Consider the following 21,220-nt stretch of genomic DNA (forward strand, 5'->3'; position numbering starts at 1 on the left):
GACGGGGAGGGGATCGGTCGGGCACGAGGGGGAACCTTAGGCGCCGGGAGCCGCTCGACCGGCGCGGCGCCCCGGACCGGCCGGTGCTCCCGGGTGCGGGCCGGGGGGCGGCGGTAGGTTGGCCGGTCGTGGAGCAACGGGCGTTGGGACGCAGCGGTCTGGTCGTGTCCCGGCTCGCGCTGGGCACGATGACGTGGGGCGGTGACACCGACGAGGACGAGGCCGCCATGCAGCTCACCGCCTTCGTCGACGCCGGTGGGACGCTGGTCGACACCGCCGACGTCTACTGCGACGGCGAGAGCGAGCGGGTCCTCGGGCACCTGCTGGCCGACGTCGTGCCGCGGTCCGACGTCCTCGTCGCGACCAAGGCCGCCGGGCGCACCGGGCCCGGGCCGATGGGCCGCGGGGCCTCCCGCGGGCACCTGATCTCGGCGCTGGACGCCTCCCTGGAGCGGCTGGGCCTGGACCACGTGGACCTCTGGCAGCTGCACGCCTGGGACGAGACGACGCCGCTGGAGGAGACTCTCGCCGCCTGCGACCTCGCCGTCGCCTCGGGCCGGGCGCGCTACATCGGCATCAGCAACTTCACCGGCTGGCAGACCGCCCAGGCCGCCACCTGGCAGAAGGCGTGGCCCGGCCGCACCCCCCTGGTGAGCACCCAGGTGGAGTACTCGCTGCTGCAGCGCGGGGTCGAGCGGGAGGTCGTGCCCGCCGCGGAGGCCCTGGGCCTGGGCGTGCTCGCCTGGTCGCCGCTGGGCCGCGGCATCCTCACCGGCAAGTACCGGCACAGCACCCCGACGGAGTCCCGCGGCGCCTCGCCCCCGTGGCAGGGCTTCATCGACGGGCTCCGGTCGAGGAAGTCCGATCGCATCGTGGAGGCCGTGATCACGGCCGCCGAGGGGCTGGGCACCAGCCCGCTGGCCGTGGCGCTGGCCTGGGTGCGCGACCGGCCGGGCGTCGTCGCCCCGGTGGTCGGCGCCCGGACCGCGCAGCAGCTGCAGGCCTCGCTCGACGCCGACGGCGTGCGGCTGCCCGCCGCGATCCGCACGGCGCTCGAGGACGTCTCCGCGCCCCCGTTCAGCTACCCCGAGCACCGGTCCGAGCAGTGACGGCCGACCCGACCACCCCCGGCCCGGACCTGGTCTTCGCCGCCTTCTGCACCGCCGGGCTGTGGCCCGGGCTGGGCAAGCGGACGGCGGCGGAGCTCCCGGCCGCGGGCATCACCCGCCCCGACGACGTCACGGCCGACCGGCTGATGAAGCTGCCGCGGGTGGGCCGCCAGCGGGCCGAGCGGCTGTTCTCGAGCTTCCTCGCCGCCGCCCCCACCTACGAGGTGGTGGAGATGCTGGTGACGGCGGGGCTGCCCGCCAAGCTGGCCGCGGGCGTGGCCGACGGGCTGGGCCCCGACGCCGCGCGCCGGCTGCGCGACGACCCGTGGGCGCTGCTCGCGCTGCCCGGGGTGACGCTCGGCGACGCCGACCGGCTGGCCATCGCCGTCCTCCGGGGCGCCGACCGGCAGGACGCCCGCCGCGGCCGGGCCATCGTCGGGCTGACCCTGCGGACGGCGACCCGCGACGGGCACACGGTGCTGCCGATCGACCTGGTCGTGGCGGCGCTGCGCGCCGAGGGCATCGGCGATCCCGCGGCGGCGGTGGTCGCCGCCGTCGACTCCGGCGAGGTGCTCGAGCACGAGCCCCCGGAGCCGGAGTTCGACGAGGACGCGGACGAGCCGGCCGAGCCAGATCCGTCGCTGCGCACGCTCTCGCTCGCCCGGTTCGGCATGGCCGAGGAGGCCGTGGCCGAGGGCGTGGCCCGACTGGCGGCCGCCGCCGAGCGGATCGCCGACCCCGCCTCGGTGCGCTCGGTGGCCAAGGGCCTGGACGAGGCGCAGAAGCAGGCCGTGGCGCAGGTGCTCTCGGCCGGGGTCAGCCTGCTCACCGGCGGGCCGGGCACCGGCAAGAGCCGCACCGTCGCGGCGGTGGTGAAGCTGCTGCAGGCCAAGGGCACCGACATCGCGCTGGCCGCGCCCACCGGCCGGGCGGCCAAGCGCCTGGAGGAGCTGACCGACCACCCCGCGGTGACGGTGCACCGGCTGCTCGGCGCCCAGGGTGCCTCCGGTGGCTTCGCGCGCAACGAGGAGTGGCCGCTGGACGCCGACGTCATCGTGGTCGACGAGGCGTCGATGCTCGACGTCGAGCTGGCCGCGGCGCTGCTGGAGGCCTGCCCGGACGGCACGCACCTGCTGCTGGTCGGCGACCCGGCGCAGCTGCCCTCGATCGGCCCCGGCCACGTGCTGGGCGACCTGATCGACTCCGGCGTCGTGCCGGTGACCGAGCTGACCACCCTCTACCGGCAGGCGGAGGGCGGGGCGATCGCCCGGCTGGCCTCGGCCGTGCGGAGCGGGGAGCTGCCGCCGGTGGACTCCCCCGACCGCGAGGTGGTCGTCGTGCCCGCCACCGGCAGCGCCGAGGCCTCCCGCCGGGTGGTGCAGCTGGTCACCGACTCCATCCCCCGGGCGCTGGGCATCGAGCCGGGCGCGGTGCAGGTGGTCACCCCGGTGCACCGCGGCCCGGCCGGCACCATCGAGCTGAACAAGGCGCTCAAGGCGAAGCTCAACCCCGGCGACGGCGCGGTGTTCGGCTTCGACGCCGGCGACCGCGTCGTGGCGACCGCCAACCACCTCGACCTGGAGCCCACCGGCTTCGCCAACGGCGAGGTCGGCGTCGTCACCGGTACCGGCGAGGGCTCGCTGAACGTGGACTTCAGCTCCGGACCGGTCACGGTCAACGGCCAGGCGCTGTTCGACCTGCGGCACGGCTGGGCGATCACCGTGCACCGGGCGCAGGGCTCGGAGTGGCCGGGCGTCGTCGTCGTGCTGCCGCCGGAGGCCGGCGGCATGCTGTCCCGCCCGCTGGTGTACACCGCGCTCACCCGGGCGCAGCGGCACCTGTCGATCGTGCACGCCAGCGGTGCGGCCCTGGCCCGGGCCGTCCGCGACGTCGACGTGCGGCCGCGGCGGACCCGGCTGGCCGAGCTCCTGCGGGAGATCGCCGGCTGAGCTCAGCCCCGGCGGGGCCGCGCGGCACGGGCGGCGCAGAGCACCTGCGCGACGGCCGGGCCGAGCTGGCCGGCGCAGGTGAGCGGGCGCGGGAACGGCACCCGCACGTCGGTGTCCCCGTACGGCCCCTCGATCCGCAGCCGGAAGCCGAACCGGTCCAGGCCGAGCGGCCGGACCACGTCGCCGGGGCCGACGAAGCCGGCCGGCAGGCGGCCGGCCAGCAGGTCCAGGACGTCGGCGTGGTGGCCGGCCAGGTGCCGCAGGTGGTCGGACTCGATGCCGGCCAGCGGATCGGGCACGGCCGCCGCGAACTCCTGCGGGCTCACGTCGATCCCCTCCCTCCCCTCGCCCAGGACCACCTCGGCGAGATCCAGCCGCAGCAGCTCGGCGGTGCGGCCGACGTCGAGCAGCGCGGGAGCCGGGCGGCTCTCGGCGAAGGCCAGGACGGCGGCGCGCCGGTCGGCCGGGCGGACCGGGGTCGCCCAACCCGAGAGCCACAGCTGGGCCCGCACGGGCCGGCGCAGCGGAACCGGGGCGTGGTCGCTGACCATCACGAGGGCGGAGAGGTCCTGGTCCGGCGCCGCGCGGACCGCGGACAGCAGGTCGCCGTCGGCCGGGACGACGAGCAGGACCTGCCCGGCCCCGGTGACCGTGTGCGCCAGCACCCGACCGCCCTCGACGCCACGGGCGCACACGGTGGCCGCGGCACGGGTGGCGACCGTGCGGGCGCGCTCGGCGGCGGCGGGACGCAGCCCGCCGGTCGCGGGACGGCGCTCGGACGCGGGGTGGCTCGGGCAGCTCGGCATGACCCCTCCTCGATCAGTTAGGGCAGCCTGACCAAAGATCGTTCCCGGCGGGAAGGGTGCGCCGGGACCGGCGCCGGCGGTCAGCCCCGGGACGGCGCCGTCCGGCCGGGGACGCGGTGCCGCCGCTCGGTGGTGATCCGCCCGACCCGCAGTCCGGTGGCCAGGGCGAGCAGCACCCAGAGGCCGGCCGCGCCGGCCTCCCCGCGGGCGACCAGCAGCAGGAACACGCCCAGCGCCGCGCCGAGCAAGCTGCCACGGAGGAGCCGGAGCGCCACCGGTGCCGGGTGTGCTGCCGAGCCGTGCGCGGCCTCGAGGGGCACGCCGGCGGCCCGCGCCCACCGCTCGGCGGCCGCGCGCACCTCCGCGTCCGAGACGGCCGGACCGTGCTGGTGGCCGGTCATCCCTCCTCCTTCGCCGGGGTCCGCCGCCCACTCTCCCCGGATCGCGGCCCGGGGGCAGGCCGGAGCCGGCGATTCACCCGGCCGGCTGACCGGCGGTACGCGCGCCGGTCAGGCGGGGAGGTCGTCCTCGTCCACGGGGACGTCGGCGTCCTGCTCGAGGACGTCGGCGTCATCGGCCTCGCGGTACCCGATCGGCCCGCGGGGAGCCCCGGCCTCGCCGGGCCGGGCGGCCAGCTGCTGCTCCAGCGCATCGGCCTCGGGCACCTCGCCGGCGGGGGGCGTCGCCTCCCCGGCGCGACCGGGGGCGGGCGGGTCGAGGAGCGCCTCCTGCTCCGCGCGGTCGGCGTCGGGCACGTCGCTCGAGAAACCGGGCTCGGTCACGTCGTCCTCCCTGGGAAGCGGGTTCGGTCCTCCCCCATCGTGCCGTCCACCGCCCGGCCCGGCAGGGCGAGGAGGTGTGAGGGAGACGACGAACCCGTGACCGGACCGCGAACGGCAGGCACAATCGAGCCGATGGACACGCCCGGGGACTACGAGTTCGCGCCCCTGCGGATCCCCCCGGGCACGTCCCGGTCCGCGGCGGCGACCATGTTGAGCCTGCAGTCCGACGTCGGCGGCTGGGAGCTCGCGCGCCTGCAGCTGCACGCCGACGGCACCCGCAAGGTCATCCTGCGGCGCCGCGCCCGGCTGTCCTACCTGCCCAAGCCGGTCATCTAGGCCCAGTGCGCCGGCCGGCGCACCGCGGCGGGGAGCCGGGTCGCGGCGTCCCCGCGCGCCGCCGAGACCTGCGGCTGGGTGAGGAACAGGCACCGGCTCAGGTCCGCGCCGCGCACGTCGGCGGCGCGCAGGTCGGTGCCCAGGAGGTCGGCGGTCCCCAGGTCGGCGCCCCGCAGGTCCGCTCCGATCAGGTAGGCCCCGCGCAGCCCCGCGCCGCGCAGGTCGGTGCGCCGCAGGTCCCGGCCCATCAGGTCGGCGCCGCGGCGGTCCCGCGCCCGGCTCCCGGCGCGCACCTGCTCGCTCACCCGGCCGAGCAGCTCGCCGACCCGGTCCCGGAGCCCGCCGACGTCCAGCGCGGTCAGCTCCCCGGCGGAGCCGTCGGCGCACCGCTCGGCCTCGGCCCGCAGCCGCTCGGCGTCGTCGCGCAGGCCGTCCGACGCGGGCAGCGTCGGGACCTCGGCCAGGTACCAGAGCATCTCGTGCAGCTGCCGCACCACCGGCAGGACGGCGAACTGCGCGCGGGCCAGCTCGGGGGTCTCCCGCCAGGCCCGGCCGCCGAAGGTCCGCTGGGTGATCCGCTGCCCGGCGCCGAAGCAGTCGAACACCGTGCACCCGGGGAAGCCGCGGTCGCGCAGCCGGTCGTGGATACCGCAGCGGAAGTCGTCGCGCAGGTGCCGGCAGGGGGTGCCGGCCGGCTTGTCGATCGCGAAGTCCGCCGAAGCGGCGAAGGCCGGGCCGACGCAGCACAGCCCGGCGCACCGGGAGCAGTCCGCCCGGAGGTCCGCCCGGTCGTCGGCGAGGGGCAGCGACGGACCGGGCATGACGGCCTCGAGGGTAAGCGTGTGCGCCGACGCCCGGTTCTGCGCGTGGGAACCCCGCGTCGGCGCACACGCTGAGACTGCCTACGGGACGAGCACGACCTTGCCGACGGTGTCGCGGGAGGCGAGCCGGGCCAGGGCCTGCGGCGCCTGGTCCAGCGGCAGGGTCGCGCCGACCAGCGGGTCGATCGAGCCGTCGAGGACCAGCCGGGTGAGCTCCTCGTGCACCATGCCGATCCGGGCCGGGTCCATCTTCTTGTACAGCCCCCAGTGCAGGCCGACGACGCTGTAGTTCTTGACCAGCACGTGGTTGGCCGGGGCCTGCGGGATCGTGCCGCTGGTGAAGCCCACGACGACGATGCGGCCCTCGAAGGCGATGCACTTGCGGGACTTGTCGAAGACCTCGCCGCCGACCGGGTCGTAGACGACGTCGGCGCCGTGCCCGCCGGTGACCTCCTTGACGATCGGGACGAAGTCCTCGGTCGTGTAGTCGATGACGTGGTCGGCGCCCAGCTCGCGGCAGATCTCGGTCTTGCGGGCGCCACCGGCCGTCGCGATCACCGTCGCGCCGGCGGCCTTGCCGAGCTGGATGGCCGCCGTCCCCACCCCGCCGGCACCGGCGTGCACGAGGAGGAACTCCCCCGCCTGTAGGTTCGCGCGGCGGTGCAGCCCGACGTGCCCGGTCTGGTAGGTCAGGTAGAGGGAGGCCGCCTTCTCGTCGGACATGCCCTCGGGCACCGGCCAGGCGTTGGCGGCGTCCATCAGCGCGTACTCGGCGAACGCGCCCGGCCCGCCGGACGGCGAACCGATCACCCGCTGGCTGGTCTCGACGATCTCGCCGCACAGCTCGACGCCGGGCGTGTAGGGCAGCGGGGGCTTCTCCTGGTACCTGCCCATGGCCATGAGCACGTCGGGGAAGTTCAGCGCGGCCGCCCGCACCTTGACCAGCACCTGGCCTTCGCCGGGAACGGGCTGGTCGACCTCGTCGAAAGACATCACCTGGGAGGGGTCGCCGAGTTCGTGGACCCGCCATGCACGCATGGCCCCGACCTTGCCAGACCGGCGGTGACCGTCGTCACGGGGGCCGCCGGCCCTCTCGACCTGGAGCCGCAGGCATGCCAGTGTGCGCAGGGATGGTCGCCCTCCCCGCGGTGACCCGGGAAGGGACCCGATGATCGAGCAGCTCACCGACCGATTGCGCTTCCTCGGCGCGTTCCTCGCCAACCCGCGGCAGGTGGGCGCGGTGCTGCCCACCTCGCGGACGGCGGTGCGGGACATGCTGGACATGGCCGACGTGCCGGGCGCCGAGCTGGTGGTCGAGCTCGGCGCCGGCACCGGGGCGCAGACCCAGGAGATCCTGGCCCGGCTGAGCCCCGGCGCGCGGCTGATCACCCTCGAGATCGACCCTCGCCTGGCCAAGCTCCTCGACGAGCGTTTCGACGACCCGCGCGTGCAGGTGGTCTGCGACTCCGCGGAGAACCTCGGCGCGCACCTCGGGGACGCGCGGGCCGACGTCGTGGTCTCCGCGCTCCCCTACACGTCGCTGGAGCCGGGGCTGCGCCGCCGCATCCTCGACGTGCTCCCCGGCGCCGTGGCCCCCGGCGGCAGCACCGTCGTCATCCAGTACTCCCCGCTGCTGCTCCCGGAGCTGCGCAAGCGCTTCTCGTCGGTGCGGTGGCGGGTGACGCCGTGGAACGTCCCGCCGGCATTCCTCTTCGCCTGCCGGCAGGACTGACCGGCGCTCAGCGCATCGACGGCGGCCGCAGCGCCTCCGGGACGACGGCGGTCTCGCCGGTCGTCGTCTTCGCGCTGGGCACGCCCTTGAACTTGTAGGGCACCGTGCCGACGCCCGGCTGGATGACGTACGCCGCGCCGGGCTCGGCCGAGCCCCACGCCATGATCATCGCGTCGGCGACCTCCTCCGCGGTGAGCACCGGGAAGCCTGCGGCGGTGAACTGGTCGCGGATGCGGTCGATGATCGCGGTGTCGGCGAACCCGGGGCAGATGGCGGAGATCGTCGTCCCCTCGGCGGCCAGCCGCGGGGCCATGGAACGGACGAAGGCGATGGCACCGCCCTTGGCGACGCTGTACCCGGGGTCGGTGGCCATGGGCGAGAGGCCGGCCAGCGACGCGGTGACGACGATCGCGCCACCGCCGGCCCGCTTGATGGCCGGGCGGGCGGCGGCCACGCCGTAGACGACGCCGAACAGGTCGATGTCGACGACGCGCATGAACTCGTCGAGGTCCAGGACGTCCTCGCTCTTGGCCGCGGAGATGCCGGCGTTGAGGTAGGCGGCGTCCAGCCGGCCGTGGTCGGCCTCGATGCGCGCCACGAGGGCCTCGTTGGCGGCCCGGTCGGTGACGTCGAGGACGGCGAACTCGCAGCCGAGGTCGGCGGCGACCGAGCGGTTGCGCTCGCTGTCCAGGTCGGCGAGGACGACGGTGACGTCGCGCTCGCGGAGCTTGGTGGCGAGGGCGCGGCCGAAGCCGCCGGTCCCTCCGGTGATCAGGGCGACGGATCCGGGGGCGGGAGTGGTGTCGGTCACCCCCGCATCACATCATGCGTTGCGGAGGAACCGGTCGAGCACCCGGACGCCGAACTGCAGCGACTCGACCGGCACCCGCTCGTCGATGCCGTGGAAGAGCGAGGCGAAGTCCAGATCCGCGGGCAGCCGCAGCGGCGAGAAGCCGAAGCAGCGCATGCCCAGGCGCTGGAAGCTCTTGGCGTCGGTGCCGCCGCTCATGGTGAACGGCACCGGCCGGGCGCCGTCGTCCTCGGCCTTCAGCGCGGTGACCATCTGGTCGACCAGCGGGCCGTCGAACGTCGTCTCCACCGCCTGGTCGTGCACCAGCCACTCGCGCTGCACGCCCTCGCCGATCAGCGCGGCGAGCTGGCGCTCGAACTCCTCCTCCTGCCCGTAGAGGAACCGGCCGTCGACGGTGGCGCTCGCCGTTCCCGGGATGACGTTGGCCTTGTAGCCGGCGTCGAGCATGGTGGGGTTGGCGGTGTTGCGCAGGGCCGCGCCGATCATCCGGCTGATGCTGCCCAGGCGGGCCAGCGCGAGCTCGGGCTCGGTGGGGTCGATCTCGATGCCGTAGGCGTCCTCGACCGCGGCGAGGAACGCCCGCATCGGCGGGGTGAGGGTCAGCGGGAAGCGGTGCGCGCCGATACGCGCCACCGCCTCGCAGAGCCGGGTGACGGCGTTGTCGTCGTGCACGAACGAGCCGTGCCCGGGCTTCCCGCCGGCGGTGAGCCGCATCCAGGCCAGGCCCTTCTCGGCGGTCTGCACCAGGTAGAGGCGCAGGTCGTCGCGGACGGTGATGCTGAAGCCGCCCACCTCGCTGATGGCCTCGGTGCAGCCCTCGAACAGATCGGGGTGCTCGTCGACCAGGAAGTGCGCGCCGAGCTTGCCGCCGGCCTCCTCGTCGGCCACGTACGCGAGCACGATGTCGCGCGGCGGCTGCACGCCGGTGCGCGCCCAGTCCCGCACCAGGGCCAGGACCATCGCGTCCATGTCCTTCATGTCCACCGCGCCGCGGCCCCAGATGTAGCCGTCGCGCTCCTCACCGGAGAACGGGTGCACGCTCCACTCGGCGGGGTCGGCCGGGACGACGTCCAGGTGGCCGTGCACGAGCAGCGCCGGGCGGCTGCGATCGGTGCCCGGGATGCGGGCGACCAGGCTGGCACGCCCCCGCTCCGACTCGTGGATGACCGAGTCGATGCCGGCCTCGTCGAGCTTGCCCGCGACCCACTCCGCAGCTCCCCGCTCCCCCGCGCTGGTGGCGGTGCTGCCGGTGTTGGTGGTGTCGATCCGGATCAGGTCGGAGAGCAGCTCGGCGACCTCGTCCTGGGCGCCGGTGAGCGGGGCGGGGTTCTCGGCCATGGGCCGATCGTCCCCCACCGGAACACCGCCTGCCCCCGACGGGTGAAACGGGCCTCCACCATCCGACATCCCCGGCCGATGACCTGCGCGTGAGGACGACTCGACCGTTCAGCGCCCGGGACCCCCGGGCGGCAGTCAACAGCGCCGCCTTCCTCCTTGTGGCCAGCGCTGCGGTCCTGCTGGCGCTGCCGCTCATCCGGACGCCGAACGACGGATCCTCTGCGGGGCCGGCGCACTGGCTGGGCGTGGCCGCGCTGCTCGGGGCGGCTCTGGTCTGCCTGCTGCCGCCGGAGCGGCTGGACCGCTGGAACATCTGCATCGTGCTGGGGCTCGGCAGCGTGGTCCTGATCGCGACGCTCAACTCGGTGACGTCGGACAGCTCCGCGGGCGCCCAGGCGTTCTTCGCCTTCCCGGTCCTGTGGGTCGCCGTGCACCTGCGCGGCCCGGCGGTCGCCCTGGTGACCGCGGCCGCGCTCGCCGCCGACCTGATCACCCTGCTCCAGCTCCTGCCGCCGGCCGCCGCGATCACGGACGTGCTGGTCTTCGGGGCGGTGCTCGCCGTGATCGCCACGTTGCTCGTGCGGGCCAACCGGACGCAGGACCTGCTGGTCGACGCGCTGCAGCGGCAGCTGACCGTCGACGCGCTGACCGGCCTGGCCACCCGGCGGGCGTTCGAGCAGGCGCTGGAGTCGGCGATGGGGCGGTCGGCGCCCGGTGGCACGGCGCTGGTGCTCATCGACGTCGACTCGTTCAAGTCGATCAACGACACCCACGGACACCCGGTCGGGGACGACGTCCTCGTGCACCTCGCGCAGGTGCTGCGCGGCCGGATCCGGACCGACGACGCCGTCCTCTCCCGGCTGGGCGGCGACGAGCTCGCCGTGCTGCTCCCGGGCTGCGGCCCCGAAGTCGCGGCCCGCCGCGCCGAGGAGCTGCTGCACGCGGTCCGGGCCGAGCCGCTGTGCCTGCCCGACGGCACCCTGCTGTCCCTGTCAATCAGCCTCGGGGTGGCCCACGTACCGCGGCACTCGCGGGACCGGCGCGCGCTCTACACCTCGGCCGACGCGGCGCTCTACGACGCCAAGCGGGCCGGCCGCGGACGGGTGGCCCTGGCCCCCGCCTGACGCGCCACGGCACCGCCGGGGGGTGCGTGATCGGCCCCCGGTGGTCAGGTAGTCTTCTCCTCGCACTCGTCCGGGTGGCGGAATGGCAGACGCGCTAGCTTGAGGTGCTAGTGCCCTTTATCGGGCGTGGGGGTTCAAGTCCCCCCTCGGACACCACAGCGTGGGCAATCGCCCACGCAACGTGATCGGTTGGGCCGCGTCCGACTCCGGACGCGGCCCTCTTTCATGGGGAAGTGAGAGCCGACGTGACCCTGTCGTCACCGGCCCAGGCACGACGGCCGGACCGCACCGCGCGGCTCGGCCGCGCGCTGATCTACATACACCACCAAGAACCGCTGATCCGCGAGCCGCTGGTCTCGGCAGCCATGGAGACGCTTCTGGTCGCCGGGCGGTCCATGGACTTCGCGTCGCGCCTGCGCGGTCATGGTCGCGGCCTCACCGGGGACCTCGCGACGCAGTACGCCGCCCACGCCGGCATCGGCACTCTGCAGCTTCGCGGCCAGGTGCTGCCGGCACTGAAGACCGCGGGCATCGTGGACTATCGGACCGACGGCGCCGCGATCACGCACATCGAGGAGTACGTCGGCGTCTCCGCGCCGTTGGTCACTCAGGCGATGCAAGTCCTCGACGTGCTGAGCCCTTCGGTCGGCGACCTCGCAGTGCTGCACAGCGTCGAGCTCGCCGCGTGGGCCCCGCTGACCGTGGCGCAGCACGCGCAGTCCCTCGTCGACCGGGGGTTCACCGATGAGCAGGCACGGGAGGCAACTCGGCTGGGGGTGGCCGCCGGGATCAACAACACCGTGGCGTCCGCGGCACTGAACGAAAAGGTGATCTACAACCCGAACGTCTGGGGCTCGGCCAGCGCCGGCGTCGATGTGGCAACCTTCCTGCGCTCACTGCCCCCGGCTGAGCGGGAGTCCCTGCTCGGCATCGCCGAGCAGGCCAGCGCGCGCCCGGCTCTGGCCGTCGCCGCGTATGGAGCCTTCGACCCGTCGGTGCTCCGCAGCGCGACCAAGGTCGGCCTCGTACAGGCGGCGACGGTGACGAGCAGCTACGGCGGCGCCGCTCCGCAGACCTACGTATTCAGCCCGATCTACGAGCCCGTCGACGACACCCTGGTCACCACCGAGGCGCTGCACCTCCGGAAGCTCTTCGTGGCGCACATCCTTTACGGCCACGAGAAGGCCGCCGCCGGCCGGGGGCAGATCTCCGACCCGGCCGTGCTGGTCGACCGACTGCTGCGCCGCGGCCGAGTCGGTCCGGCGAGCAACATCGCGAGCGACTATCGACTGCTGGAACGGGCAGGGATTGTCTCAGTCTCTGACGCCGGCAACGGGCGGGCGTTCCTGCATGCGGTGAAGAACGAGATCATCGAGGGCGGCCTGGGGTGGCTGCAGCAGTCGTTCGGGGAGGGACCTGGCGGCGACGCCGGGGATGTCGGCCTGCTGCGCCCTCCCGCGCAGTTCAGCACGCCGGAGTCCGAGCGGGCTCAGGCGGCAGCCACCGGCGCCGCCAACGAGATCAGCGACGCGGCCGTCCTCAAGCTGCGAGAGGCAGTTCAGGAGGCGCAGCGTGTCGCGCGACACGAGTACTGATCAGCAGCCAGAGTCGGCAACTGACGGCGAGGGTGACGGCACCAAGGCGACGCCACAGCGGCTGTCGGCCCCGCGACCGGTGTCCGTGGTCCGGCGCCCGCCGGGACGACCGTCGTCGGCGTCCATCGGCGATGAGGGCATGGAACTGGAGATGCGGCTGGCGCGGGTCGTTTTCTGGGAGGGCAGCTACGCCCGCCGTGGCATCGACCTGCAGCGGCACTTCGACCCGGACCCGCTCCTGATCACCGACCTTGACCTGCTGGCCTTCTCCTTCACCCCGCAGCTGCGTCGGGTAAAGACGATCGGCGAATGCAAGGCCGGCACCAGCAAGAACGCGCCGAAGCCGTTGGACCGGATCATCTGGCTGACCGGTCTGATGCCGCTCGTGGGGGCGGAAGCGGCCGAGCTGGTCACGGCGCTCATTCCCTCACGGCGGGTGCGCGAACTGGCCGCGGGCCTGGGCGTGCGCGCGATGAGCCTGAAGGACTTGACCCGGCGTGAGCACGCCGCCGACGTCACGCCGGTCGCCGACATTGGGGCGCACGGTCCCACCGGCCTGCAGCGCACGCGGGACGTCCAGCGCCAGGTCAAGGGAAAGCCCGAGATCGAACGGGCGTTCTGGTTCCTGCGCTGCGAGGTCTGGTTCCTCGAGCCCTGGGCCGCAGTCAAGCGGACCCTCGGGCTGCTCGCCCGGCTGGGCGGGTGGTGGAACGATCCGCCCGAGGGGCTCGACGAACCAACGGTGCGCTGGCTCTACGCCGAGGCACTGTCGGTGTTCGGCCTGAACCTCGTGACCACCCTGGAACAAGCAGTCCTCCTCCCCCCAGATGAGTGGCATGCGCTGGCATCAGCGCGCGTCACGGAGGGCGCCGTCCCGCTGCCTCAGATGAAGACGCTGGCAGCATCGTTCGACAAGTTCCTGAGCAAGGTGCTAGCCGAGGCCAACGCCCCCGCACGGATCCAGGTCGAGACGCAAGGTGCCTTCCTCCCCCGGCCTCCCGACTACGCCGACCAGCTGATCGAGCTGAGCTCACGCCTGGCGGATACCCCCGGGATCGCGCTATTCCCGCGCCATCTTGACCTGGTGGTACATGAACGGCTCGTTCACCGTCGGCACGTGCAGCCCCATGCCCTCACCCGGGTCTCCGGCGCAGCAGGAGAGGACTTGGCCCACGCCCGGCGACTGATCGCGGCGTTTCTCCGCGGCCATGCCAGTCTGCCCGAGCCGATCGACCGCGCCCTGGTGACCGACGCCACGGAGCCGCAGGAGACCTCGGCGACCAAGCCGAGTTCCCCTGGGCCGTCATCGACCTAGTCGGGACACCCAGCCCGCAGCCGGCCGCTTTGGCCGATCGCCCGGTACCGCGCGTGCCTCATTAGAGACGAGAACGCTGCAGGGACGCCGACCTCGGACGAGGTTTCACTCCCCACTCAGCCGGCGGTGCTGGGCGATTGCCTTACGTCAGAGTTTCGAAGCCTCCCCTTGGACGCCGTCAGAACCGACAGTTGTGCCGCCAGGACGGGGGTGGCTGGATGTCGGTTGCGACGGGAGCATCCTTCAGACGCGAGGGAGCTAGCTTTGATGATCAACTGTCGACGTCGTCGAATGGATCCCGGCCGGTGTGGCGTCGCGGTGCCCGCGCGGACGCTTGGCGTTCGGGAGCTTGCCGGCGCGACGAGCCAACCTCCCTAACGTCGTACTCAGGGTGATCCTCAGAGAGAGTCTCCTCAAGGTACTGCGCGTGCCGTTCGAGCCAGTCGAGCCCCTGAGTGGCCTCCTTGTCGTCGATAAACTCGCCACGCATTTCATTCACTGCATCCCGAAGAGGTTCGACCCAAGTGCCGGGCGATCCCCAATCGGTTCCTGGGTAGTTGTACGTGTCCCAGGCGTCGGTGAACCATTGCGCCTCGTCAGTGACGAGCGCCTCGCGGACCGCCTGGCGGATAGATTGCAGCTCGCTCTCCGTCAGTACTTCGCGGACCATGTCGATGCTGCACCAAGCGGGATCCGGGCCGTCGAGGGCGTTCTCCGCTATGTGCTTGGCAAACTCGAGCCGAGCAGACTCGGGCAGAATGCCACGTTCGCGGAGAAGGCCCAGGAGCACAAGGGATGGCGAACTGCGGTACAGGTACATGCCAGGGTGGGTCAGCGGCTCGAGAAGGTGTACCCGCGCAGCTAGGTGTCCGCGCGCGAACTCGGGCGAGCAGCGGTCGGCGAGAAATCTAACGATCTGTGTGGTGTGCTCGGCGCTCGCGCGGTCCATTCGCGCGACGAGTTCTGCCCGCAGGCTCGGGGGGACCGCCACGCCGGGTCGATCCGGGTCGTCGATGTCGACAGTTGCCTCGGTCAGGATCTGGCGCAGCGGAGCGCCTCGAAGCCAGATGACGAGCTTCTCGGGCTGATTTGTGAGCAGCTCGGCGTAGGCGTCACCGATGCTGGGGTGCCGAAACGCGTACTCACCGCGTATGGCGTCGGTGCGCAACAGAGTGCCGCCGAGGTTGCCGAGCGCCTGCCGCACGGCCGGGACGGTGGCACCGATGCTGCTGATCAGGCCCTCGTCCCCCGGCGTCGGCGTAAATGGGCACGCAAGGTGCCCGTCGTGCGTGAAGACGAGCGCGACCGCGGCCTCGTGCGGAGCATCCAACTTCTCGAGAAGTTCCTTCAAGTATCCCCTGGGGTGCGTCAAGAACTGCTGGACGTCCCGCATCGAAGACGGGTTCAAGCCTGTGGTGAAGAACGGGTCCGCGAGTCGCCGGGCAGTCTCCGGGAGGAGGTCGATCGTCCCGCACAGAGCGCGCAGGTGTGGCTTCGCAGCCGCTCGAAACGCCTGCGGCTGACGCCCGGCGCGCAGGTGCGCATAGAGGATCTTTTCCTTCTCATCGCGAGAGAATGACGTCACGTCGATCGTGACTCGTTCCTCTTCAAGGAACGGAAACGCACTCTCCTTCAAGTGACGACGGGCGGCACGCCAGATGTAGTCACGGCTCGTCAGAATGATGCGGCTCCGTTTGCGGACGATCGCTCGCACAAGCGACAGTGCTCGATTCCAGGAATCCATGAGATCCTGGTTGAGGTTCATGGCGCCGAACGCATCGTCTGCCCATAGAAGCTGTGGCTCGTTGGGATTCCAGTGGCGCATTGCAGATGGGTGGTCGATTTGCGCTACCTGAAGGCCCCAAAGATCGCTCGCGGCGGTTGCGATCGTTGCCGCGGTGACCGTCTTCCCGGCCCCAGGTTCCCCAAGTAGCAAGACGAATCCATGCTGTTCCAGTGCATCGATTGCCTCGCGGTACCCGTCGGTGACGACGAAGGTGGCAAGGTCGTCCTTGAGTGACTCCAGCAGTGCTTGCGTCTGAGCGTAGATCCGCTCGTCGAGGATCTGGCTGAGGTCGCCGAGCCCGTAGACGCGAGGGACAAGGGCGCGCATGCGTGGGCTGTCGCGGATGGTCTGCGAAAGCCACTCATGCCCCAGCACCACTGAGATCTGCACACCCCGAGCTCGCAGCGCTTCCTTTACCTTGGTCGCGACTGCGCCCGTGACTCGAGAGTTGGTGATCAGGATGTAGCTGTCGCACAGGCCTCGAGCCACGAGCCGCTCGACCTTCGATAGCTCGTCCTCTACGTCGGAGGCGGCCAGGCGCGCGCCCGCCTTGGTGGTGTGCTTCATCTGAGCGATGACTGCGCCGTGAATGCCGCTCAACTCGCCGGCGGCTGCAGGCGTCGCCTTTCCAGCGAACGCGCCATCCTGCCCGACGTCGCGCGTATCGCTATAAACCTCCAGCTGCTGTCCGAGGACGTCACGGAGGACAACTTGTGCCAGGTCCTGAAATGCGCGCCACCCGAGGGTGTGCAACTGGTAGTCCGGTGTTGTCACTACAGGCGGCTCTTTACCGACGTCACGGCTTCGTGATTGGCACGCGGCACCCTCAATGAATCCCTCCCCTAGGAGGTCCTGACGGTAGCCGCGGAACCCTCCCATGCGCGGACGCCGCGCGGGAGCCTGCGGCGCCGTGTGATGTTGCCAGTGCCGGAAACAGAGGGCGGACTCTCAGGAGGTAGATCGCCCTCCCGACCTAGCCGCCTGGACCCTGAGCACTGTCCATGTCAGCCTCCGACTGACGGGATAGCCAGGATCAAGATCACCCAGATTAGGGCAACTAAGGCCGTTATGAGGCAGACGATCGCGCGAGTTGCCTATCTGTACTTGCGCGCTAGTGGAGGCGATGGGCGCATCCTCCCTCAGCCCCAGACTACGCCGATTTCTTGGCCGAGCTGACGTCCCGCTTAGCCGAGCCGCTGGCAATCGCGCTGCTGCCGCGCCACTCGATGTAATGGTCCGCGAGATTCAGCCGAGCCAGGCGATGGCTGCCGAGGGATCGGAGTCCCACTGAGTGGCCAGCGCTAGCAGGAAGTTGGCGTTGGCGAGCTCGTCGGTGGTGGTGGTTAGCCCACCACTAAGCCCTCCCGCGAACGCCCCTGCCGAGCCCTCCGTCGAGGCGTCGAACTCGCCTTGCACCTGCTGGGCCATCTCCGCAACGGAATCGTGCAACGAGCTGACCACTCGGTCCTGTGGAAGGGCACGCAGCGCCTCGAGGGCCCGTCCGATCTGTCGCACGGCCTCGTTGACGACGGCCTGAGCGTCCGGGCCGGTGATGCGCCGGCTCTCCAGGAGCGCCAGCGCGCTCAGCTCATGCAAGCCGGCGATCGCAGTCGCGATGGCGTCGGCGGCAGGGGTCTCCAGAGGGACATCTATCAGCGACAGCCAGCGATCAGCGATGCCCGGAACCGGGAACAACTTGCCGGACTGCGCGCGGGCGGCAAAGTGAGGTCGCACGCTGGAGGCAACAAGAGGAAGCAGGTCGGCGGACTGTCCTGGAAGGTCGGAGCCAGCGATGAGATCCGCCAGGCCGGTCATGGTCTCTTCGTACCGCTCAAATCCGTCGAGAGTGACCACCAACGCTGTCTCCACCGGCGGCCAGCTCCCCTTGCCGGCGTCCGGGCGTGTGAGCGGCTGGACCTGCCAACCGTGCTCAGCTGCGCGCTGCCGCAGCGCGTCACAACTCGCGTGATAACGCTCCGCGGCGCGATCGGCCGCGATCTGCGCTGCTAGGCGCAGGCGGTCATCTCGTGGCCACCCACGGGTCAGCGCTGACACCGTAGACAGAGTGGTATGCCCCGCGGCGAGCTCATCGAGAACGTCGGCCAACTGCAACAGGGTCGTGCCGATGCGGTCGAGTATCGGTGGTGGTTCCTTGAGGCCGAGTAGCTGCCAGGGCTCAAGCTCTAGCTCAGCGATCTTGGGCAGCAGCGTGTCCCGAGCGATCGACGCCATCGCTGCGTGCCGCTGCGCAGTGTTGAACAACCCGCCGACGAGGTTGCGCACGATCCCGTGAGTCAGGCTGTGCAGCGGGTCGTCCTCGAAACCGGCGACGCGCTCGTCCTCGGGATCTGCGACGGGGTCGCGGATCGGCCTCGGCATGAGGCGCTCGATGTCAGTCGCCAGACCTTGCCGTTCAGTGCTCAGTCGCTGAAGTTGCTGCCCGCCGCGGGAGGCAACCCACAGTTCCGCAGCCCGGCCCAGAAAGTGACCAGTGCGCTCAAGCACGGCCAATCCGGTGGTCAGCCGCGCCGTCGTGGATTCCGCTGCCACGAGCGAGCTGGCGTAGCGTGCGCGGGTCCGGTTCCAGGAGACAACGGTCTGGCCGACGGCGTACTGCCGCAGCAGGCCGGTGGAACCCGGGAGGTGCCCGCCGTAGCCGAGAGGTTGGCCCGACGCGGTGACCGTCGTCAGGTCGGCGCGCTCCACACCGGGGAGGCACTGCAGTCCCCGGCGAGCGATCTCGACGATGTGCGCGTGCGGATCGGGGTTGACCCGGTCAGACACGTGCAGCAGTTGGCCGCGCAGCACCATTTCGGCGCCATCGCGCACGACGTAGAGGTTGAGCAGCCACGGCTCAGCATCCAGGAGCCGCTCGAGGATGCCAGCTACTCCCCCGGCCATCTGGAGCAGCGCCTCCCCCGTGGTTGGGCTCACTGCGCTGGCCGCCTCAAGCAGCCTGGCCAGCTCCTCCAGTGGCGCCTCCGTCATAGCTGCGCAGAGCGGGGAGTCGGTATCCGGCATGAGGTGGAGTCCGCTTCCGGAGATCGCTGCCAGCAGTGCCGTGGCCCGCGCCCGGCTGCCGCCATTCGCGAGCAGCGTCGTGAGGCGATCAGCGCCTAGTTCGGCGAGGAGGGCATCGCGCAACGGCGACGATGCGTCGTCGCGGGTCTGCCGTATCGCGGCGACGGCCGCGGTTAGCCGTGGATCGAACCACTCCCCCACCTTTGTGTCGATCATGGCCAGGTTGAGTGCCAGCGGACGCATGGGCGGTGGCACGTCGTGCGCTTCTAAGATGTCTGCCCAGCGGCGGGCCGTGCGCGTGAAATCAGCCAAACGCAAGCCGTTCAGCGCAGCTGCGGCAAGTGCCACGTCACCCATGGCGGAGCGCGCCAGCCGGTCGGCCAGAGCCCGGATCAGCACTCGGTCCAGGTCGGACTCCGCGGCCAGGAGGCGGGCCACAAAGCCGGCCAGTTGCGGGCTGTCGAGTTGGCCGGTCACGTCCCGGGCTGTGGAACTCAGCAGCGGCGGCGGCACGTGATGCACGGCCTCGCACAGCGCCGCTGAGCGCAGTGGGTGCAAGCCGCTGACGCTGCCATTCCGGACAGTGATCAAGTGCTCCTTGACCAGTCGGGACAACGCAGCCTGCAGGTCGGGTGGGGAGCCACCGATGAGCGCAGTCAACGCCTCAACGGATAGCGACGCCCCCCAGCGGTCGCTGACGCTGACCGGCGCCAGGACTGCCAACTCCATTGTCCGGCCGTCCCTGATGCGGTCGGCAACTTGCTGACCGACGACATCCCGCAGCCTGCGACCTCGCGTGAGTAGGTGCGTGAACTCCATGGTCAGCCCGTCGGCCGCTTCGAACGCCTCGCGCCAGTGCGCGGTGGCGGTCAGCCCGCGGTCGCGCAGCTCCGCGTGGACGCGGGAGGCCAGGGTCTCGTCCAGCTGCGGCCTGACGTGCACCACGTCGGAGCCGGTGGCAAGAGGATGTAGGTCCTCTTCGCGAACGGACCCCACCAGTAGGACCTCCGGCATGCTCGCCACTCGGCGATGCAGCGCGTCCCACGCGGTCAACTCGCCGCTGCCCACCCCGTGAACGAGGAACCCGACAGTGGCGTGGCGTCCCCCGGCAGCGGCTCGAGCAAGTCGAATCAGCGGTTCGACATCGGCCACCTGTAGCCGGCGCACCTGGTACCAGGTGACGTGCCGGGCGACGTAGCCAGCCATCCACAGCACCGCCGACTTGCCGATGCCAGACGGCCCGACGATGAGCACGCTGCCCGTGGCGTCGAGCCCAGCAAGGACGTCATCGGTCGCGCCGGGTCGCGGAACCACCAGACCGGCTGCGACGTGCCCCGGCTGGACACCGATGCCGGAGTAGAAGCCCGGGGTGTCCAACGGGGTATCGAAATCCACTGGCTCGCAGGCGCCGCTTCTTACGGCTTCCTGCAACGCCGCCACGTCGATCATCTCGGCCGACCTCGTGACGAGGTGTTCGACGTCCGTTCGGCTAAGCCCACTGCGCTGATCCCAGCCGACCTCGCCGTTGCGATCTGCACGGTCTGCCACAGCCGTGCGCAGCTCTGCCATCACCGCGACCGTCGCACCCACAGGTAGTCGAGTGCGTGCGCCGATCAGCTCCGCGACGTCGGCGTGGAGCTGCGTTAGTGGCAGTACTAGGACGCTGGCCCGCTCCATGAGCGGGCTGATCTCCGAGGCCGGTAGACCGTACTCCGCAGCCAGACGCTGCACCTCGGCGGCCAGCTCCGCGCCATCTAGATCTTCACCTAGCGGTACGTCCCAGTCGTCGGGGGCGTAGCCGGCCACCGGACGTTCGAAAACCAGGACCAGCTTCTGGGAAGCGGTCGTGGGAAGGCTGGTGTGCCTCTGCCAGGCCTTGAGCAGGTGACGGGCGCCGTCCCCGAGCGGGAAGTCGCCGACGCGCGCTTGGCGGGACTTGACCTGCACTTGTCGCGGGACGGCCCCCTCACAGCTCAGGTCATCGAGGCCCTCCGGAACCAGTCGGTCGACGGGGACGAGTCCGGCGAGCATCCGCGCCGCCAACCACCCGCCGACGGCGTCCTGATAGTGGTACCCGCGACCAGCGATGGCGCCGTGCCGGCTGGAATGCCAATGCGCGTCCAGGAGGGTCGCGAGATCCCGGTCAGGGTCTGGACCTGTCCCCGCGGCGACGTCAGTTCGCCGCTGTGCCGGATGATCTGCTGCGGAAGCCTGAACACCACGCCCCCCGCCCTGCGTACGTCGCGGCTTCGCCCTAACCATCGCTCGTCACGCCTCGATGCCGCTCGCCGCGCGCCCACGCTCTGGGGTCAGTGGTCGTCCCGGCGCGGTCCAGTCCCCGGACCCGGACGATGTCGCGGAGACGAAGTACCGGCACGCTCACGATCGTGCCTCAAGCTCCTGACGACCCAGGCGCCAGGAGAAACCGGCGTGGCGACGGGTCGCCTCCCTACCTTGCGAGCCGCTGTACGTGAGAGTGCCGGTATGCCTCGGCGGCGCCAGTCACTGCCACCGCCGCGCGCGTACAGCGCGGGCGGCGACTGGCCGCACGGGCCACTCCTGCCCGATTCCCCGGTGGCGGCGCGCTACGCCCGCGAGATCGCACGGCGACTGGTGGCTGCCGTCGGCGACCGGAGCCGCACGGAGGTCGCCGACCGCGCTGATCTCTCGCGGTCCGCTCTACATGACCTGATGA

16 protein-coding genes and 1 tRNA gene are annotated in these 21,220 nt (G+C 71.7%); 8 read left to right on the forward strand and 9 right to left on the reverse strand.

Translation table 11 applies throughout. The features are described 5' to 3' along the window. Positions 1-143 precede the first annotated feature (143 nt). Entirely contained in the window at positions 144-1,109 is a 966-nt protein-coding gene (locus ACI790_RS13945; protein ID WP_456570373.1) for an aldo/keto reductase, read from the forward strand. Further along, the gene (locus tag ACI790_RS13950) at positions 1,106-3,058 is read left to right on the forward strand and encodes an AAA family ATPase (RefSeq protein WP_456570374.1); all 1,953 of its coding nucleotides are present in this window, start codon (positions 1,106-1,108) and stop codon (positions 3,056-3,058) included. The genes ACI790_RS13945 and ACI790_RS13950 overlap by 4 nt, the downstream gene beginning before the upstream one ends. A 2-nt stretch (positions 3,059-3,060) precedes the next feature. Here the strand turns inward: ACI790_RS13950 and ACI790_RS13955 are convergent, their stop codons facing one another. The 3 genes from ACI790_RS13955 to ACI790_RS13965 all read right to left on the reverse strand — a co-directional run bounded on the left by ACI790_RS13955 (position 3,061) and on the right by ACI790_RS13965 (position 4,646). Then, positions 3,061-3,864, reverse strand: a complete 804-nt coding sequence (locus ACI790_RS13955; RefSeq protein WP_456570375.1) for a DUF2470 domain-containing protein — start codon at positions 3,862-3,864, stop codon at positions 3,061-3,063. Between the two features lie 80 nt (positions 3,865-3,944). Continuing rightward, positions 3,945-4,265 carry a hypothetical protein gene (locus ACI790_RS13960; RefSeq protein WP_456570376.1) on the reverse strand — a complete coding sequence of 107 codons (321 nt, stop codon included), beginning with the start codon at positions 4,263-4,265 and terminating at the stop codon, positions 3,945-3,947. 108 nt (positions 4,266-4,373) lie between these two features. Beyond that, on the reverse strand, positions 4,374-4,646 hold the full coding sequence (locus tag ACI790_RS13965) for a hypothetical protein (RefSeq protein WP_456570377.1): 273 nt from the start codon (positions 4,644-4,646) through the stop codon (positions 4,374-4,376). 132 nt (positions 4,647-4,778) lie between these two features. Between ACI790_RS13965 and ACI790_RS13970 the strand changes: the two genes are divergently transcribed. Further along, the gene (locus tag ACI790_RS13970) at positions 4,779-4,982 is read left to right on the forward strand and encodes a DUF5703 family protein (protein WP_269194247.1); all 204 of its coding nucleotides are present in this window, start codon (positions 4,779-4,781) and stop codon (positions 4,980-4,982) included. Here ACI790_RS13970 and ACI790_RS13975 read toward each other — a convergent pair. Together ACI790_RS13975 and ACI790_RS13980 are read right to left on the reverse strand one after the other, a co-directional pair. Further along, positions 4,979-5,803: a pentapeptide repeat-containing protein gene (locus tag ACI790_RS13975; RefSeq protein ID WP_456570378.1), complete on the reverse strand. Its 825-nt coding sequence runs from the start codon at positions 5,801-5,803 to the stop codon at positions 4,979-4,981. The two genes, ACI790_RS13970 and ACI790_RS13975, sit on opposite strands and share 4 nt — an antisense overlap. 81 nt (positions 5,804-5,884) lie before the next feature. Then, the gene (locus tag ACI790_RS13980; RefSeq protein WP_456570379.1) at positions 5,885-6,841 is read right to left on the reverse strand and encodes an NADPH:quinone oxidoreductase family protein; all 957 of its coding nucleotides are present in this window, start codon (positions 6,839-6,841) and stop codon (positions 5,885-5,887) included. Between the two features lie 130 nt (positions 6,842-6,971). Here ACI790_RS13980 and ACI790_RS13985 point away from each other — a divergent pair, with 130 nt between their 5' ends. Next, entirely contained in the window at positions 6,972-7,535 is a 564-nt protein-coding gene (locus ACI790_RS13985) for a class I SAM-dependent methyltransferase (protein ID WP_456570380.1), read from the forward strand. A gap of 7 nt (positions 7,536-7,542) precedes the next feature. On the opposite strand, the gene ACI790_RS13990 is transcribed toward ACI790_RS13985, so the two are convergent. Together ACI790_RS13990 and ACI790_RS13995 are read right to left on the reverse strand one after the other, a co-directional pair. Next, on the reverse strand, positions 7,543-8,346 hold the full coding sequence (locus ACI790_RS13990) for an SDR family oxidoreductase (RefSeq protein ID WP_456570381.1): 804 nt from the start codon (positions 8,344-8,346) through the stop codon (positions 7,543-7,545). 12 nt (positions 8,347-8,358) lie between these two features. Further along, a complete protein-coding gene (locus ACI790_RS13995) occupies positions 8,359-9,684 on the reverse strand; it encodes a M20/M25/M40 family metallo-hydrolase (protein ID WP_456570382.1) in 1,326 nt (441 codons plus the stop codon). 89 nt (positions 9,685-9,773) lie between these two features. Here ACI790_RS13995 and ACI790_RS14000 point away from each other — a divergent pair, with 89 nt between their 5' ends. The 4 genes from ACI790_RS14000 (at position 9,774) to ACI790_RS14015 (ending at position 13,718) form a co-directional block, all read left to right on the forward strand. Then, positions 9,774-10,808, forward strand: coding sequence for a diguanylate cyclase (locus tag ACI790_RS14000; protein WP_456570383.1), 1,035 nt, complete (start codon positions 9,774-9,776; stop codon positions 10,806-10,808). A 68-nt stretch (positions 10,809-10,876) separates the two neighbouring features. After that, positions 10,877-10,964, forward strand: a tRNA-Leu gene (locus ACI790_RS14005). 89 nt (positions 10,965-11,053) lie between these two features. Further along, positions 11,054-12,403, forward strand: coding sequence for a hypothetical protein (locus ACI790_RS14010; protein ID WP_456570384.1), 1,350 nt, complete (start codon positions 11,054-11,056; stop codon positions 12,401-12,403). Further along, on the forward strand, positions 12,381-13,718 hold the full coding sequence (locus ACI790_RS14015) for a hypothetical protein (protein WP_456570385.1): 1,338 nt from the start codon (positions 12,381-12,383) through the stop codon (positions 13,716-13,718). Before ACI790_RS14010 ends, ACI790_RS14015 begins: the two co-directional genes overlap by 23 nt. Positions 13,719-13,989: 271 nt before the next feature. Here the strand turns inward: ACI790_RS14015 and ACI790_RS14020 are convergent, their stop codons facing one another. Beyond that, positions 13,990-16,278, reverse strand: a complete 2,289-nt coding sequence (locus ACI790_RS14020; RefSeq protein WP_456570386.1) for an nSTAND3 domain-containing NTPase — start codon at positions 16,276-16,278, stop codon at positions 13,990-13,992. 471 nt (positions 16,279-16,749) lie between these two features. Beyond that, positions 16,750-20,556, reverse strand: a complete 3,807-nt coding sequence (locus ACI790_RS14025) for a hypothetical protein (RefSeq protein WP_456570387.1) — start codon at positions 20,554-20,556, stop codon at positions 16,750-16,752. Positions 20,557-21,220: the final 664 nt, after the last annotated feature.

The sequence above is a fragment of the Blastococcus sp. SYSU DS0539 genome (genome assembly GCF_054050855.1).

Coding starts and splice junctions, on each gene's coding strand:
- ACI790_RS13955 (WP_456570375.1), bottom strand. CDS start 3,864: ATGCCGAGCTGCCCGAGCCACCCCGCGTCCGAGCGCCGTCCCGCGACC.
- ACI790_RS13980 (WP_456570379.1), bottom strand. CDS start 6,841: ATGCGTGCATGGCGGGTCCACGAACTCGGCGACCCCTCCCAGGTGATG.
- ACI790_RS13985 (WP_456570380.1), top strand. CDS start 6,972: ATGATCGAGCAGCTCACCGACCGATTGCGCTTCCTCGGCGCGTTCCTC.
- ACI790_RS13975 (WP_456570378.1), bottom strand. CDS start 5,803: ATGCCCGGTCCGTCGCTGCCCCTCGCCGACGACCGGGCGGACCTCCGG.
- ACI790_RS13970 (WP_269194247.1), top strand. CDS start 4,779: ATGGACACGCCCGGGGACTACGAGTTCGCGCCCCTGCGGATCCCCCCG.
- ACI790_RS13995 (WP_456570382.1), bottom strand. CDS start 9,684: ATGGCCGAGAACCCCGCCCCGCTCACCGGCGCCCAGGACGAGGTCGCC.
- ACI790_RS14025 (WP_456570387.1), bottom strand. CDS start 20,556: ATGCTCGCCGGACTCGTCCCCGTCGACCGACTGGTTCCGGAGGGCCTC.
- ACI790_RS13960 (WP_456570376.1), bottom strand. CDS start 4,265: ATGACCGGCCACCAGCACGGTCCGGCCGTCTCGGACGCGGAGGTGCGC.